Source organism: Microbacterium meiriae (assembly GCF_040686935.1).
GTDB classification, from domain to species: Bacteria; Actinomycetota; Actinomycetes; order Actinomycetales; family Microbacteriaceae; genus Microbacterium; species Microbacterium meiriae.
Map to the genome: position 1 here is coordinate 542,662 of NZ_JBFBMF010000002.1, position 14,227 is coordinate 556,888.

Sequence of the window (14,227 nt, forward strand, 5' to 3'; positions counted from 1 at the left end):
GTCAGTGGCATGGGCTACTGTCCAAGAAGCCCCGGCCGCCCGGAAGAGGGCGCAGCAAGGAGTGTCGGTGCAGTTCACGTCCACGGACATCGAGCAGGTGGAGACCACCTGGCAGCAGTTCGTGCCCTCGGCGACCCTGCAGGACGTGGACCCGCGCCGGTTCCGCTTCGATTGGCGCTCGGTGGAGGCACCCTCCATGTCGCTGGTCCGTTACCAGCTCGCCGCCCAGGTGCACTCCCGCGCCGAGCCCGAGGATCAGCTGTTGGTGTGCCGCGTGGATGCCGCCGATGCCCGGATCTGGTCGGGGCGGCAGGGACTGGACGCCGCCCAGCCGTGGCTGACGGACGGCGTCCGCGTGGAAGCGAAATGGAATCAGGTGGCCCGGGTCCGGGCCCTCGTGTTTGATCGGACCGCAGCGCGCGACTCGATCAGGCAGATCACCGGCGACGACCGCCTCGAGCTCCGGGCCACCGGGCTCGCTCCGCATACGCGGGAGGACGGAGCGCGGTGGGAGCAGATGTTCTCCTACATCGACGGCTCGTTCGGACCGGACGGCGCCGCCCCTCTCATCGCCGCAGAACTCGAACGCCACGCCCTCCTGCTGACGATGTCGGCGTTCCCCACCACGTTCAGCGAGTCGCTGCACCGTCCCGCGCAGCGCTCTGCGGCACCGGCCTCGGTGCGTCGTGCCCTGGCGTACATCGAGGACAACGCACATCTGCCGATCACGGTCGACGACGTCGCCGCGGCCGCGTACATGTCCACGCGTGGCCTGCAGTATGCGTTCCGACGCGCGCTCGACATCACACCGAACGAGGCCCTGAGGCGTGCTCGGCTCGACGGCGCGCATCGGGATCTGCGACACGGCAAGGGAGCCTCCGTGTCGGCCGTCGCCCGCCGATGGGGCTTCAGCAATGTCTCCCGGTTCGCCACCGCCTATCGCGAGGCGTACGGGAATCCGCCCGTCCTGGCGGCCCTGTGACGCCGGACTGACACCGCGCGCATACTCTGTTCGTGCCCGACGGCGAGTCCCGGCGATGCGCACGATGTCGTGCGCAAATTGTGTAGAGTCCAAGTATCCCCGGGAGCGGTCTGCCGTCATCCCCCTGCACGTTCCGAAGGAGCGCCATGAACACCCCCGCCTCCCGCGCGAAGGTCGGCTGACGATGGGCAGCCTGTACTACGGCGACACCCAGACGCCGATCCAGATCGAAGACCGCGCACTCGCGCACCTCAAGGTCGTCATCGCCACCAAGCTGCGGCGCAACGAGAGCTTCACCCTCTCCTGGCGCCACCCCGAGGGCGACGCCCCCGGCCGCTCCACGCTGTGGCTGCACCCGTCCATCCCGCTCCGGTTCGTCTTCGACGAGGCCGAGACGCCCGAGTTGAGCCGTCGCTGGATCGAGGAACTCGCCCACTCCGCGAACTCGAGCGGAGGCATCACCCTCGTCGAGGAACATCTCGAAGGCGCAGACGTCGTCTGACGAGAAGGGCCGCGGGTTTCCCCGCGGCCCTTCTCGTTTCCGAATGGGTCAGCTCAGAGGCCCTCGTCCGAACTGGAGCTGACCGAACGACGGGTCGTGGGCTCCCCCGTCGCCGGGTCGACGTACGTGCGCGACACGGTCTCCGTGCGACGTCGGCGGGCGAGCAGCACGATGCCGATGAGGAAGATGATCACGCCGGCACCCATGAGGATGTAGCCGACCATGTCCAGGTTGACCCACGGCACGTCGACGTTGATCGCGAACACGAGGATCGCTCCGATGACGAAGAGCGCGATTCCGCTGCCGATGCTCATTGTCTCTCCCGTTCCGCGGCGCGGTGCCGCTCTCGGGGAGCATGGCAGCACCTCGTGGCGTCGAGGAGGGGCTTGACACGGCCACGCTCAGGTCTCCGGGACTCTCAGGCCGCGCCGGACTCCGGGCGCCGAGCCCAGAGGTCAGGGCCGAAGACCTCGTAGTCGATACGGTCCGGCTCGATCCCGCGGGCCGTCAGTGCGCCCCGAACGGCTTGCATGAACGACAGCGGCCCGCAGAGGAAGACGCGTGCCGTCGGCGGAAGGTCGATGCCGGCGAGATCCATCCGGCCGGACCGCACCGACGGCCCCTCCTCCACGCCCGCCGTGTACCAGGTCAGGGCGCGGACGTCGCTCAGATGCTGCGCGCGACCGCGCACGGCAGAGACGAGGGCGTGCGTGTCCGGCTCCCGGTCCACATGGAACAGGTGCACCGGCCGGTCGGGACGCCGCTGTGCGAGGTCGTCCACCATCGCCGCGACGGGAGTGATGCCGATTCCCGCCGAGATCAGGACCAGCGCGTCATCGGAGTCGTCGAGGAGCAGGTCGCCGGCGGGCTGGGAGACATCGAGTACCGTACCGACCTGCGCGTTCTCGTGCAGCCAGGTCGACACCTGACCGTCCGGTGCGCCGTCCACACCACGCACACGCTTCACGGTGACGCGCAGCGCTGCCCCGGGTGCAGACGAGGAGATCGTGTACTGCCGGGGCTGGCGCGTGCCGTCCGGGAGGTCGACGGCGACGGCCACGTACTGCCCGGTCCGATGGGGCGCCCGCTGACCGTCCACCGGCTCCAGGACGAGGGAGATGACGTCACGGGCCTCCTCCACCCGCTCGATGACGCGGTGCGGCCGCCACGGGTGGTCCGGGTCTGTGCCCGCCTCCGCGTAGAGCCGCGCCTCCTCCGCGATGAGCGAGCAGCCGAAGAGCCAGTACACCTCATCCCACGCGGCGTGCACCGCCGGTGTGACCGCCTCGCCGAGGACCTCATCGACGGCGGCCAGGAGATAGCGGCCCACGATCGTGTACTGACGGGCCGACACCCCCAGCGAGACGTGGCGGTGGGCGATACGTCGCATCACCGGGGAGAAGTCCGGCGCGTCGGGATCGATGAGGTGGACGGCGAACGCCACGACGGACGCCGCCAGTGCCTTGGGCTGATCGCCCTGCGCCTGATGCGCGCGGTTGAAGACGTTCAACAGCTCCGGATGCGCCTCGAACATGCGCCGATAGAACAGGGTGGTGATCTCGTCGGCGTGTGAGGCGACGACGCCGGCGGTGGCGCGGACGATGGCTTCGGAATCCGTGGAGAGCTGCATGGCTGCCTTTCGGTCGGTGTCCGTTCAGCCTCTCGACGACGAGCGCGCCACGTCGCCGCGGATACCGTGGAAAACAGGACTCCGCCCCGCTTTCACCTCACGTAGCCGTAGGACTCGACCCGCGGGAACGCGAGGCCATCGCCTTCGCCCGTCCACACGCCGCTGAAGCGCAGCACGACATCGTCTCCGGCGTCGAGCGGCCCGTTCCACGTGACGGCGTTCTCCGCCGCGGAAGGGCGGCCGGAGGTCGCTTCCAGCGTCGACGCTGCCCAGGTCGAGTCGTCGAGGAGTCCGTCCAGGCGGAACGTGAGCGCGCTCTTCGTGGAGTCCACCTCGCCGTTGTTGAGGAACTGCATGGTGTACGTCACGGTGTCCCCCACCTGGGGATCGGTCGGGCTCATGTTGAATGTGTACTGGAAGAAGAGACAGGCAGGCCCGACGCGCTGCGCGAGCACGCCCGTGCTCAGCGGCTTCGACACGGCCGGGTCCGCAGGTGTCGCCTCCGCGTGAGCGGTGGGAGCGAGCGTCGCTCCACCGAGCGAAAGAGCGGCCGCGACGCCGAGGGCGGCAGAGGCACGGGCAATGAGCGTTTTGGTCATGAGAGATGCCTTTCTCCGACGCGCTGCGGCGTCGGCGTGGTCGTCGAGGGAAACTCCTCGACGACCACGAGACGCCGAATGGCACGATCGATCACGCGACGACGAAGAAGTCGTCGCGCGATCGAACTGCCCGGCCTCTCCTAGTCCTCAATCACCGGCGCGACCCGCCACCCGACGGCGGACGCCGAGCGCTGTCAGTCCCGCAAGCAGCAGCAGCGCTCCCAGGGCGAACGGGCCGGCGGGTCCCTCGGATCCGGTCAAGGCGAGCTCACCACCCGGAGGGGGCGGCGGAGTGACGGCGGTCCCATTGGTGAGGACCACCCCGAGCGTCGCGTCTTCGGAGATCGTGAGCGTCGCGCCGTCGTCGCCGACGTCGACTCCTGCGCCGGTGAAGTGCGGGCTCTTCCACGTGACGCCCTCCACGGCGATCGGCGCCTTCTCGCGGAGCGTGACGACCGTTCCCGCCGGCAGATCCGCGAGTCCCTCGCTCTCGCCGGCACGGAGCGCGAGTTCACCGGTGACGGAATGCCCCGCGAGCTCGTACGAGTACTCCACGGTGAAGGTCTGGTGCGCAGGAACGAGGGAGGCCCCCGCCCCCGTGACCTTCTTGGTCACCGTGAAGCCCCCGACCGGCGGCGGCGTGACCGTAGTCGGGTTGGTGAGCGTCACCGCGACCGTCGCGCCCCGTGCGATGGTGACGGTCGCGCCGCCATCGGTGATCGCAACACCGGTGCCGGAGAAGACCGGCGCCTGCCAGGTCACGCCGTCGACGTCCGCCGGCGTGACCTCAGACAGGGTGACGACCGTTCCCGCCGGCAGATCCTTCAGGCCATCGGTCTGTCCGGACCGCAGGGCGAGCTCGCCCTCCTCCGTCTGTCCTGCGCGCTGGTACGTGTAGGCCACCCGGAACTCGCGGTCGTCGGGCACCAGAGCCGCGCCGGAACCGCTGACCTCCTTGGTCACGGTGAACCCGCCGACCGGGAGCACCCCTTCACCGTCTCCCCCGCCCTGGGAGTAGATGACCGGTGTGCTCTCGGCGACCCACCGGGAGCCGGTCACGGTGTTGTGGAATGCATCACCGGGACGGACGTCGGCAGGCAGTGCGGTCTTGTACCGGAGCACGTAGATCGCGTCGGCGACGATTGGCGCGTCCACCGTCACAGTGAACGACTCGGAGCTGACCTCCGAGACGGTGAAGTCGCTGCCCGACTGCAGCCCCGTCGACACGGTGTACTTGCCTCCCGCCCAGTCCTGCGCGAGCACGTACGCCACGGTGACGGACGCGGGATCGAGCACGAGGCCGGCGGTGAACGTGTCGGTGAGCGTCGGGGCCTCCCCGGCCAGTGCCGACGACGGGATGTTCACGCCCCACGCGATGTTCCGACCGTCGAGCGTCACGTCGCCCCACTTGGTCGGGGTCGTCGGCGCCGGGAACTCCGGGACCGGCCCGATCCCGCCGGGAACGTCGACCGGGACGACGGTTCCGCCGCCCGTCGTGAACGGGATCTCCGTCAGTGTGGTCTCCTCATCCGCCCTGGCGCGGAAGTGCAGGGTGCCGCTGACGTCGGTGTGGCTGTCCACGTAGTCCGTGAGCGTGCACACGAGCTCACCGCTCGACACCTCGCAGGTTCCGACGGTCTGGCCATCCGGCGCCGTCAGAGCGAAGGAATCCCGCACCCCGGTGAGACTCGGGCTCGTCGGGAAGGCGAGGCGGAAGGTGTCCCCCGCGGTCGCCGTGTCCGGCACTGCCCAGGTCGCTTCGAACGCGATCCGGTCCCAGACCTTGATCTGGTCGGTGGGTTCGGTGATGGTCAACGAGGTGATCCCCGCGACCTCCGCAGCGCGGGCCGTGGCCGGCGTCGCGATGACGGCCGCCAGGGCCGCCAGACAGATCGCGAGCAGAGCACCCACGAACGTCCTCAGGCGCGTTCCCCGCGCGCCCGATCTGATTGCATGCTGAATGACTGGCACTTTCGACTCCCCAGATGATCGATGAACTCGCGCGGATGGCTTCTTCCGCGCGAGTGATGTCCCCAGGAAGGGATGCAGAACGGCACGTTCTGTTACGCGGTTCGGTCGAACGGGTTTCTCGCGGCACGTGCAATATGCCGTGATCCTGCGGAAAACGGCGTCATGAAACGGTCACCTCGTCATCTCTCCTGTGACGGATCGCTTCCCCTCCCGACGCGTCCGTCCGTCTGTAGAGGCATTCGCCGTCTACCTGGTGCCGGGGGCATCGTTGTCTCTCCCGCTCCCGGCACCTCCTTTCGCAGCGCATCGATGCTCCACCGGTAGCGCTTCAGCCCACCGAGCAGGATCGCGACGGCCGTGAAGACGAAGACCGGGTATCGGAACGGCGCAAGCGGCCCGAGGAAGACGAGCGTCGTCACGCCGAACGTCACCGTGAGCAGCGCGGCGACTCCCGCCGCGAGCCGGGTCCACAGCCCGACGGCCAGCAGCAGAGCGAGGACGGTCTCCAGAGCCGTCGCCAGCACGGCCGCCGTGTCCACCACCAGGTCGACGGGGACAGGGACGAGCTGCGCCGTGTACGCACGGAAGATCGTCCACGATCCCCACGACACGCCATCAGCCCCCGGGCCGCCGAGGAGCCCGAAGCGGTCGGCGACGGCGAGGGCGAAACTCGCCGCGATCGCGAGACGCAACGTGAGCTGCCCCACGTCCTCGATCCGACGACGGGTCTCCGCGTTCGGCACACTCGTGGTCGTCATGGCTCCTGCTCCGATCCGGAGGCTGACGGGCGTCGAGACCTCCAGAGGAGAGACGGGAGAACGCGGCGACGATTACGACAGGGCGCGTATCGCGCGGCGGCTCGTTGCGAACTCTGCGCAACGACCCTTCAATTCCAGGACGCTGGAACACCACGACCGGGAAAATCGTCGCCGAGTCCACCGCCGGGCGGTGAACGCGGTCGACGGCGACGACGTCGAGGTCGTATCCTTCCCGAAGAATCAGACCCACGTCTTCTCCTACTGCTTTGCGGTCCCTCACCCACCGGAGTCCGGAACGATCATCGGGCGGAAGCAACTCGCTCACGGTTCGGTCGGGCAGCGCTCGTTCCGGTTCGACGGCAGCCTGTCCTTCGCGGACACGAACCGCGACGGCGTCAACGACTTCACCCGGTCCCCGACCGCAACGTCACCGGCATCGCAGACGTTCATCCGCGGCGCCGTCAGCGCGGGAGAACCACTGTGGGAGGTCGCCGAGGCGCCTGCGGATGGGCGGCACCCTACGAGCCAGGGAGGAACAGGCTCCAGTCCGCCGGCCAGCGACGGCAATCTACGGTTCGAGCGCGGCGCTGAGCTCGTCCCCGTGGCCTGACAAGGCACAGTCGCGCTACTGCTTGTACATCGCCGCGCGCATCAGGCTCGCAGGGTCGACCAGATGTGCGTGGCTGTCCTGGCCTGCCTCCATTTCAAGCCAGTGGATCGTGCCGGTGAAGGCGTTGGCGTTGCCCGCGGGGTAATCATCGGTGACGGGCGAAAGGCTGTCTTTGCCGACGTCCGTGTACTCGTACCCGAATCCGATGCCCTCCGTCTTCTCCAGTCGCCCGTTTCCGATCTCGACACCGTCGGTATAGAGCGTGACCGTGCCCCCCTTGCCGAGTCCGCCACCGTCGTAGGCGAACTCAATGCGCACCTGGTGGTCCCCTTCCGGCGCTACGGCAGTCCCGCGGATATATGTCCATTCGAGGCCGAAAAGGTTGTAGCAGAACGTCGGAGCCCCGCCCTTGAGGTAGAACGCCCACCCACCAGCGTGACCACCGAGATTCAACAGCACACCCTCCGCGCCACCGGGCGGGACTGTGACTTGTGCGGTCAACGACCAGGAGCGATTTCGCCAGTTGACGACATGTTGCTCGAGGAGCGATCCCATACCAGGTCTCAGAATCTGCCGGTCACCGACGAGTGTCGGCCGTCCCGCCACCTCCGGAAGCACTCTCTCGAAGGATCGGTCATCCAGCGGAAGCACGTTGTAGCGGGTAGCCTCGATGAGGAACTGCCGCTGCAGTTCGGCCAGCTTCTGGGGATTCTCCGCAGCGAGATCGCGGGCTTGCGTCCAGTCGCTCGACCCGTCGTACAGCTCCCAGACGTCGTCATCGAAAGCGATGCCGACGTCCCCTGTTGTCTGCCAGGGCGTTCGGTGCTTGGTCACCGCTGACCACCCCTTGTGGTACACACCGCGATTGCCGAAGATCTCGAAGTACTGCGTCTCATGGCGCTCTGGCTCATCAGCACCGTTGAAGCTATATCGCATGGACACGCCCTCAAAGGGCTTCTGTCCGACTCCGTTGACGAAGTCCGGCTCCGGGAGCCCCGCCACATCCAGCACAGTCGGTGCGACGTCGATGACATGCGTGAACTGGCTGCGCACCTCTCCTTTGGCCTCAATTCCGTTCGGCCAGTGCACGATCGTCCCATTACGGGTCCCGCCCCAGTGGGAGGCGACTTGCTTTGTCCACTGGTACGGCGTGCACATCGCGTGCGCCCAGCCGACCGCGTAATGCGGCGAGGATTCGGGACCGCCGATCTGATCGATGCGCTCCATCAAGAACTCGGGTGTCTCGATTTCGCCCATGCCGTTGAGGCTGATCAGCTCGTTGAAGGTTCCCTGCAGGGTTCCTTCTGCGGACGCACCGTTGTCACCGATGATCACGTATACGAGGGTGTCCTCGAGCTGGCCGAGTTCGTCGATCGCGTCGATCAGTTTTCCGACGTAGTGGTCGGTGTGCTCAAGAAATCCTGCGTAGTTCTCCATTTGACGCGCGAGCACGGGCTTGAGCGCGTCATCCATGTCATCCCACGCGGGGATCACGTCGTGACGTTCGGTGAGCTCCGCATCCTGCGGGATGACTCCGAGCTCCTTCTGGCGCGCGAATGTGCGCTCTCGCTGCACGTCCCACCCATCATCGAACTCACCCTTGTACTTGTCCGCCCATTCCTTCGGAACGTGATGCGGCGCATGGGTGGCGCCAGGAGCGAAGTACATGAACCACGGCTTGTCTGGCACAAGCGAGGCCTGCTGGCCCACCCAGGCAATGGCCTTCTCCGTGAGATCTTCCGTCAGGTGATACCCCTCCTCCGGCGACGCCGGCGGATCAAGACGCGTCGTCCCCTCATGCAGAGTCGGATAGTACTGGTCAGTCTCGCCTCCTAAGAAGCCGTAAAAGTACTCGAACCCGTTGCCCGGGGAGGGCCACCGATCGAAGGGACCTGCGGGGCTCGTCTCCCACACCGGTACCTCATGACACTTCCCCAATTGGGCCGTCGCATACCCGTTGAGCTTGAGGATCTCGGCGAGCGGTGCGCACGAGTTCGGACGCACCGACGAGTACCCCGGCGCAGCGGTCGCCATCTCCGTGATGCCCGCCATCCCGAGCGTGTGGTGATTGCGCCCGCCCAGCAACGCAGCGCGCGTCGGAGAGCAGATCGCAGTCGTGTGGAACCGGGAGTACTTCAGTCCGTTCGATGCGAGCTTCTCGAATGTCGGGGTGCTGCACGGACCGCCGAACGCTGACGACGCACCGAAGCCCACGTCGTCAATCAGCACGATCAACACATTCGGCGCCCCCGCGGGCGGACGCAGCGGTTCGATCGCAGGAAATTTCGCGTCACCGCTCTTCGCATCGTAGGGAATCGGACCTGCGTAGTCGCGATCTGGGATCGGAAGGACAGTCCGCAACCGGCCGTGCTCCGTCATCGTTCTTGCTCCTCACTTTCACCCCCCTGACTCAGCCCGCACACGAAGTACTCGTTCCGGGGCCGGTTAGGCGTCGCGCATTCTCTATCTTCCGGTAGCAAGCTAGTGCCGCGATGCTCACCAAGCGGCAGTGAGCTCACCCGTTGCGGGTGAGTCAACGACGAGAGTGGCGGGCGGCCGAGGCATCGATGGCCGGGCGGCAGACCCGGCCGGCCGATTCGCTCGCTCGATGACCTTTGACAGTCACCGGGCGACCCCTCAATCCGCGGAATTACGCTGGTCCAGAGCGTGTCGTGTGGTAGGGCGGGCGGGACTTGAACCCGCGATCGTTGGGTTATGAGCCCACTGCCTTAACCAGCTTGGCCACCGCCCCGTACCGCCCCAGCCTAGTGGGGGCGAGGTCTCACGCCTCGCTCGCCTGCGTGTGCGTGGCCGCATGCTCCAGGTAGATCGCGGCGTTCGCCAGCAGCGAGGCGCGTTCATCGTCCGAGAGCGCCCTGCGTACCTTCGCCGGCACGCCTGCCACCAGGGAACCCGGCGGCACCTCGATCCCACCGAGCACGACGGCACCGCCGGCGATCAGGCAGCCCTCTCCGATCACGGCGCCGCTGAGGACGACGGCCCCCATCCCGATGAGAGAGCCGTCACCGATCGTGCAGCCGTGCACGACAGCGTTGTGCCCGATCGACACCCGTGACCCGACGAGGACGGGATGCCCGGCGTCGACGTGGATCGACACGTTGTCCTGCACGTTGCTGCCAGCACCGATGACGATCGGCGAGGAGTCTCCGCGGAGCACCGCGTTGTACCAGACGCTGGCGCCGGCTCCGAGGGACACCGCGCCGACGATGCGGGCCCCGTCCGCGACGAAGGCGGTGTCGTCGAGCTCGGGGGTGCGATCCGGGAGGGCGAGGACGGAGGCTCCGGCAGCGATGCTCATGAGGCGAGACTACCCTCACTCCCCCGGAATCACGCGGAAGTGAGTGGAGCCTCAGCTTCCTTGCGGAATGCCTGAGCCTGAGTAACGTTGTACTCGTCAGACAGAGAACTTCATTCGGAGGAGCAAGAAGATGAGCAAGGCCCAGACCGTTTCCACCACCGCCATCGACCCGACTGTGGCCGCCGGTGCGGCGCAGTTCCTCTCCCCCGTCGTCCTCGGCCTCCAGGCGCTGACCGTCAACGGCAAGCAGGCGCACTGGCACGTCCGCGGCGCCAACTTCGTCGGCGTGCACGAGCTGCTCGACACGATCGTCGCCCACGCCGGAGACTTCGCCGACACTGCCGCCGAGCGCATCGTCGCTCTGGGCCTTCCGATCGACGCGCGCGTGAACGCCGTCGCCGAGAAGGCAGGCGCCACCGGCGTTCCGGCCGGCTTCGCGCAGTCGGACGAGCTGATCCGCGCCGTGATCGCCGACATCGACGCGATCCTCGTCGATGTGAAGGCGGCCGTGGAGGGCCTCGACGAGGTCGACCTCACGAGCCAGGACGTGGCGATCGAGATCCAGCGCGGGCTGGAGAAGGACCGCTGGTTCCTCGTGTCGCACATCGCGGCCTGACACCACGTTCACGACGAAGGGCGGCTCCGATACGGGGCCGCCCTTCGTCGTGTGCGCGCCGCCTCAGGCGACGTGCGTGAGGCGGCCGCCCAGCAGCGTCGTGGTGACGGGCATCGTCCGGAGCCCCGCCGCGTCAGCGATGCGAGGATCCCTCCCGAGGATCACGATGTCGGCGCTCTGACCGGGACGGAGAGATGTGCGGACACTCGCTTCGAGCGCCTGCTCCAGCGTCAGCCGCTCCTCCGGATGCCAGGCAGCACGGTCGTCGTCAGTCCGCCAGACGGCCGCGGAGATCGCGTGCCAGGGGTCGAGCGGGGCGACCGGCGCGTCGGACCCGAAGCGCACCTCCGCGCCTGCCGCCCGCAGCGAGGCGAGCGGATAGCCGATGGCCGTCTGACCGGCCCAGTGGTGCGCGACCAGGTCGCGGTCGTCCACCGCATGCTGGGGTTGGACGCTCGCGCGCACCCCGAGCCGGGCGAATCGAGCCAGATCCGCGTGCCGCACCAGTTGCGCATGCTCCATCGATCCCGTGGCCCCGGAGGCCCCGAAGGCGTCGAGGGCCGCCGTCACGGCGCGATCGCCGATCGCGTGCACGGCGACCTCGATCCCGGCTCCCGCCGCCGTGGTCAGCAGCGCCGTGAGCTCGTCCGGAGGCACCGTCAGCACCCCGTAGTTCGCGGGGTCGCCGGGGTAGGAATGTGAGCAGGCCGCGGTACGGGTGCCGAGCGAGCCGTCGCTGATGACCTTCAACGACCCGACCCGCACGAGGGATCCGACCAGCCCGGTCGGATCCGACACCCCAAGGCGCTCCCCCGTGCGGAGGCCCGCGGTGATCGCCCGATCGAGATCCGCCGGATAGAACGCGAACTCGACACGCTGCGCGGAGAAGCCCGCGAGGATCCGTCGCGGCCAGGCATCGGCGTTCCACGCCATGTCGAAGTCGACCAGACCGGTCACGCCACGCGCTGCGGCCGCCGCCCCCGCACGGATGACCGCCTCATCGCTGTGGGCGGGGTCGACGGCATTCAGGCGGCGGGAGATCTCGAACGCGTCCTCCTCGCGGAGCAGACCGTCGTCCCCGCGGAAGCCCTCGCGCGCCAAGGCCGCCGAGTTCAGCCAGACGCTGTGCACGTCCGCGTTGATCAGGTAGGTCGGCACGACGCCGGTTTCGGCATCGAGCGCGGCCACGGATGGCCGATCAGGCCACAGCGCGTCCCGGAACCCCGTGCCGATCCGTCTTCCGTCGGGGAGGACCGGAGCGTCGCGCATCAGTCTCGCGGCCGCTGCGGCCGAGTCCGCCTCGTCCAAGGGCACGCGCTCCGCCGCCAGAGCCCACTGCACGGTGTGCACGTGGTTATCCCACAGCCCGGGGACCGCCCAGGCACCGTCCGCTTCGATGACCTCGCCGCGCGCCGGCAGGGCCCCGGTCGGCGCGATGTCGACGATGCGTCCGTCGTCGAGGTGGAGGTCGACCGGCTCATCGTCCAGCAGGAACTCCCGCCCCGGACCCACGGGGCGGACGGCACGGACCGTTCCGACCTCGACTCCGAGGGCGCTCACGCCCCGCCACCCGTCCGTGCGTCCTGTGCACGACGCATCTCCGCGGCGAGGGCGGCGTTCTCGTACGGCCCTTCGGCGTGCAGCGCCGCGATCACCGCCTCGATGGTCTCCGCGGGCTTGTTCTGGCTCAGCTTCCGCTTGGCGACGATCTTCGTCGGGGTGAGGCGGAAGCCGACCGTTCCGGATTCGAGTCTCTCGATGAAGCCCGCGTCGTTCGGACGCTCCCACATCAGGCGCGGGTCGGGCAGGCGCGACTCGAACCGCGCGACCAGGGCATCGAGCACACGGAGGTTCTCCGCGGTGCTGAGGATCTCGGGAACACAGGACAGGTGCACCGCGGTGTAGTTCCAGGTCGGCACCGCGGGGACGTCGCCGTACCAGCCCGGGGAGACATACCCGTGCGGACCCTGGAACGCGAGAAGGATCTCCCGCTGCCCGAGACCGTGGATGGCGTCGTCCGGGCGACCCACGTGCCCCACGACGGTCAGATCATCGCGGTCGTCGTCGAGGAGCACGGCATAGTGCGAGGCGACCAGACCATCCTCAGGCGCACTCACCACCGTCGCCCACGGGTTGGCGTCGATGACGCGGCGGATCTCGGCCACATCGGCGAGCGTGAAGCTCGGATTCTGTCGCATGGATCCCAGCCTAGAGCGGCGGAAGCCCCGGGGATCCCGCCCTCAGGCCTGACAGCGCGGGCACCAGTACAGCTTGCGGGCGCCGATCTCCTCCAGGGCGATCTCGGTCCCGCACACCCGGCACGGCAGGCCGGCGCGGTGGTAGACCCAGTGGCGGTCGTCGCGGCTGGCCATCGCGGCGCGGTACTGCTCAGGAGACAGTCCGTCCATGGTCATCATCTGACCGGTCTCCACACCGATGGCCAGCAGCCGCACCCAGTCGTGCCAGAGCGCCCTGACGACATCCTCCGGGACGTCGCGGCCCGGCGTGTGCGGGTTCAGGCGCTGCCGGTAGAGCATCTCGGCGCGGTACACGTTGCCGATGCCGCTGACGACCGCCTGGTCCATCAGCAGCAGCGCGATCGGGGTCGGCTTCTTCCGCACGGCGCGGACGAACCGCTCCTCGTTCTCCGCCGGATCGCCGACGAGCGGATCGGGGCCGAGCTTGGCCACGGTCGCCAGCATCTCCTCCGGCGTCTGCAGCACGCACGCGGTGGGACCGCGCAGGTCGGCCACGGTGAAGTCGGTCATGAGACGGAGACGCACCTGACCCACCACGGGCGGGGGCCATTCGTCGACCTCGTCGGTCAGCCCCTTGGTCTGCTCGGACATCCGCACGTGGACCCTGGCGCGACGCGGAGCCCCGATCGAGGCGAGGGAGTTCTCACCCGCGTCGTCGAGGATCGCCTCGTCGAGAGTGGTGCCGCGCTGATTGGTCTGTCCCATCCGGCCGTTGGCCGACGCGATGGTGGGATCGACGAGGATCTCCCCCGCGAAGTCCCACGCGCCGTAGAGGCCGAGGTGCACACGCAGCCAGAGGTCGCCCTCCGCCTCGAGGAACATCTGCTTGCCGACGGCCTGCACGCTCACGGCCTGGCGCCCGTCGAGCACGGCGGCGCCCTCGGCGAAACGTCCCTGCGGGCTGGACGCGCTCATCGTCTTGCCGACGAAGTTGCGATCGAACTGCCGCGCGATGCGGTGGACGGAATGTCCTTCGGGCATA

14 protein-coding genes, 1 tRNA gene and 1 pseudogene are annotated in these 14,227 nt (G+C 68.2%); 4 read left to right on the forward strand and 12 right to left on the reverse strand.

Annotated elements, in window-relative coordinates; genetic code table 11:
* Window positions 1-67: 67 nt before the first annotated feature.
* Together AB0P08_RS08035 and AB0P08_RS08040 are read left to right on the forward strand one after the other, a co-directional pair.
* Window positions 68-982, forward strand: a complete 915-nt coding sequence (locus AB0P08_RS08035) for a helix-turn-helix transcriptional regulator (RefSeq protein ID WP_268776336.1) — start codon at window positions 68-70, stop codon at window positions 980-982.
* 184 nt (window positions 983-1,166) lie between these two features.
* Window positions 1,167-1,484: a DUF7882 family protein gene (locus AB0P08_RS08040; RefSeq protein WP_060921991.1), complete on the forward strand. Its 318-nt coding sequence runs from the start codon at window positions 1,167-1,169 to the stop codon at window positions 1,482-1,484.
* 53 nt (window positions 1,485-1,537) lie between these two features.
* Here AB0P08_RS08040 and AB0P08_RS08045 read toward each other — a convergent pair whose 3' ends face one another.
* The 6 genes and pseudogenes from AB0P08_RS08045 to AB0P08_RS08070 all read right to left on the reverse strand — a co-directional run bounded on the left by AB0P08_RS08045 (window position 1,538) and on the right by AB0P08_RS08070 (window position 6,442).
* Window positions 1,538-1,798, reverse strand: a complete 261-nt coding sequence (locus AB0P08_RS08045) for a DUF6458 family protein (RefSeq protein ID WP_187664041.1) — start codon at window positions 1,796-1,798, stop codon at window positions 1,538-1,540.
* Between the two features lie 104 nt (window positions 1,799-1,902).
* Window positions 1,903-2,754, reverse strand: coding sequence for a ferredoxin reductase domain-containing protein (locus AB0P08_RS08050; RefSeq protein WP_311198677.1), 852 nt, complete (start codon window positions 2,752-2,754; stop codon window positions 1,903-1,905).
* Window positions 2,740-3,117: pseudogene (locus AB0P08_RS08055) on the reverse strand (globin domain-containing protein); the annotation flags it as partial. The pseudogene AB0P08_RS08055 and the gene AB0P08_RS08050, both read right to left, overlap by 15 nt.
* Before the next feature lie 89 nt (window positions 3,118-3,206).
* Window positions 3,207-3,713 carry a hypothetical protein gene (locus AB0P08_RS08060; RefSeq protein ID WP_363589236.1) on the reverse strand — a complete coding sequence of 169 codons (507 nt, stop codon included), beginning with the start codon at window positions 3,711-3,713 and terminating at the stop codon, window positions 3,207-3,209.
* A 147-nt stretch (window positions 3,714-3,860) separates the two neighbouring features.
* Window positions 3,861-5,624 carry a DUF5979 domain-containing protein gene (locus AB0P08_RS08065; RefSeq protein WP_363589238.1) on the reverse strand — a complete coding sequence of 588 codons (1,764 nt, stop codon included), beginning with the start codon at window positions 5,622-5,624 and terminating at the stop codon, window positions 3,861-3,863.
* 239 nt (window positions 5,625-5,863) lie between these two features.
* On the reverse strand, window positions 5,864-6,442 hold the full coding sequence (locus AB0P08_RS08070; RefSeq protein WP_363589240.1) for a hypothetical protein: 579 nt from the start codon (window positions 6,440-6,442) through the stop codon (window positions 5,864-5,866).
* Here AB0P08_RS08070 and AB0P08_RS08075 point away from each other — a divergent pair.
* Window positions 6,441-7,052 carry a hypothetical protein gene (locus tag AB0P08_RS08075; protein ID WP_363589242.1) on the forward strand — a complete coding sequence of 204 codons (612 nt, stop codon included), beginning with the start codon at window positions 6,441-6,443 and terminating at the stop codon, window positions 7,050-7,052. The two genes, AB0P08_RS08070 and AB0P08_RS08075, sit on opposite strands and share 2 nt — an antisense overlap.
* 15 nt (window positions 7,053-7,067) lie before the next feature.
* On the opposite strand, the gene AB0P08_RS08080 is transcribed toward AB0P08_RS08075, so the two are convergent.
* The 3 genes from AB0P08_RS08080 to AB0P08_RS08090 all read right to left on the reverse strand — a co-directional run bounded on the left by AB0P08_RS08080 (window position 7,068) and on the right by AB0P08_RS08090 (window position 10,371).
* Window positions 7,068-9,431, reverse strand: coding sequence for an arylsulfatase (locus tag AB0P08_RS08080; protein WP_363589244.1), 2,364 nt, complete (start codon window positions 9,429-9,431; stop codon window positions 7,068-7,070).
* 296 nt (window positions 9,432-9,727) lie between these two features.
* Window positions 9,728-9,804, reverse strand: a tRNA-Ile gene (locus tag AB0P08_RS08085).
* Between the two features lie 30 nt (window positions 9,805-9,834).
* On the reverse strand, window positions 9,835-10,371 hold the full coding sequence (locus AB0P08_RS08090) for a gamma carbonic anhydrase family protein (RefSeq protein ID WP_363589246.1): 537 nt from the start codon (window positions 10,369-10,371) through the stop codon (window positions 9,835-9,837).
* Window positions 10,372-10,501: 130 nt separating this feature from the next.
* On the opposite strand from AB0P08_RS08090, the gene AB0P08_RS08095 reads away from it, so the two are divergent.
* The gene (locus tag AB0P08_RS08095) at window positions 10,502-10,987 is read left to right on the forward strand and encodes a Dps family protein (protein ID WP_025103404.1); all 486 of its coding nucleotides are present in this window, start codon (window positions 10,502-10,504) and stop codon (window positions 10,985-10,987) included.
* A gap of 63 nt (window positions 10,988-11,050) precedes the next feature.
* Here the strand turns inward: AB0P08_RS08095 and AB0P08_RS08100 are convergent, their stop codons facing one another.
* From AB0P08_RS08100 to AB0P08_RS08110, 3 genes are read right to left on the reverse strand one after another with little or no spacing between them, the layout of a single operon-like run.
* A complete protein-coding gene (locus AB0P08_RS08100) occupies window positions 11,051-12,547 on the reverse strand; it encodes an amidohydrolase (RefSeq protein ID WP_363589248.1) in 1,497 nt (498 codons plus the stop codon).
* Complete coding sequence (locus AB0P08_RS08105; protein WP_363589250.1) at window positions 12,544-13,185, reverse strand: FMN-binding negative transcriptional regulator; 642 nt, start codon at window positions 13,183-13,185, stop codon at window positions 12,544-12,546. The genes AB0P08_RS08100 and AB0P08_RS08105 overlap by 4 nt, the downstream gene beginning before the upstream one ends.
* Window positions 13,186-13,227: 42 nt before the next feature.
* Window positions 13,228-14,226, reverse strand: a complete 999-nt coding sequence (locus tag AB0P08_RS08110) for an Fpg/Nei family DNA glycosylase (protein WP_363589252.1) — start codon at window positions 14,224-14,226, stop codon at window positions 13,228-13,230.
* Window position 14,227: the final 1 nt, after the last annotated feature.

Bases quoted from the DNA above. Each gene is read 5' to 3' on its own strand.
- AB0P08_RS08060 (WP_363589236.1), bottom strand. From the start codon at position 3,713: ATGACCAAAACGCTCATTGCCCGTGCCTCTGCCGCCCTCGGCGTCGCG.
- AB0P08_RS08095 (WP_025103404.1), top strand. From the start codon at position 10,502: ATGAGCAAGGCCCAGACCGTTTCCACCACCGCCATCGACCCGACTGTG.
- AB0P08_RS08075 (WP_363589242.1), top strand. From the start codon at position 6,441: ATGGCTCCTGCTCCGATCCGGAGGCTGACGGGCGTCGAGACCTCCAGA.
- AB0P08_RS08040 (WP_060921991.1), top strand. From the start codon at position 1,167: ATGGGCAGCCTGTACTACGGCGACACCCAGACGCCGATCCAGATCGAA.
- AB0P08_RS08070 (WP_363589240.1), bottom strand. From the start codon at position 6,442: ATGACGACCACGAGTGTGCCGAACGCGGAGACCCGTCGTCGGATCGAG.
- AB0P08_RS08045 (WP_187664041.1), bottom strand. From the start codon at position 1,798: ATGAGCATCGGCAGCGGAATCGCGCTCTTCGTCATCGGAGCGATCCTC.
- AB0P08_RS08090 (WP_363589246.1), bottom strand. From the start codon at position 10,371: ATGAGCATCGCTGCCGGAGCCTCCGTCCTCGCCCTCCCGGATCGCACC.
- AB0P08_RS08080 (WP_363589244.1), bottom strand. From the start codon at position 9,431: ATGACGGAGCACGGCCGGTTGCGGACTGTCCTTCCGATCCCAGATCGC.
- AB0P08_RS08105 (WP_363589250.1), bottom strand. From the start codon at position 13,185: ATGCGACAGAATCCGAGCTTCACGCTCGCCGATGTGGCCGAGATCCGC.
- AB0P08_RS08110 (WP_363589252.1), bottom strand. From the start codon at position 14,226: ATGCCCGAAGGACATTCCGTCCACCGCATCGCGCGGCAGTTCGATCGC.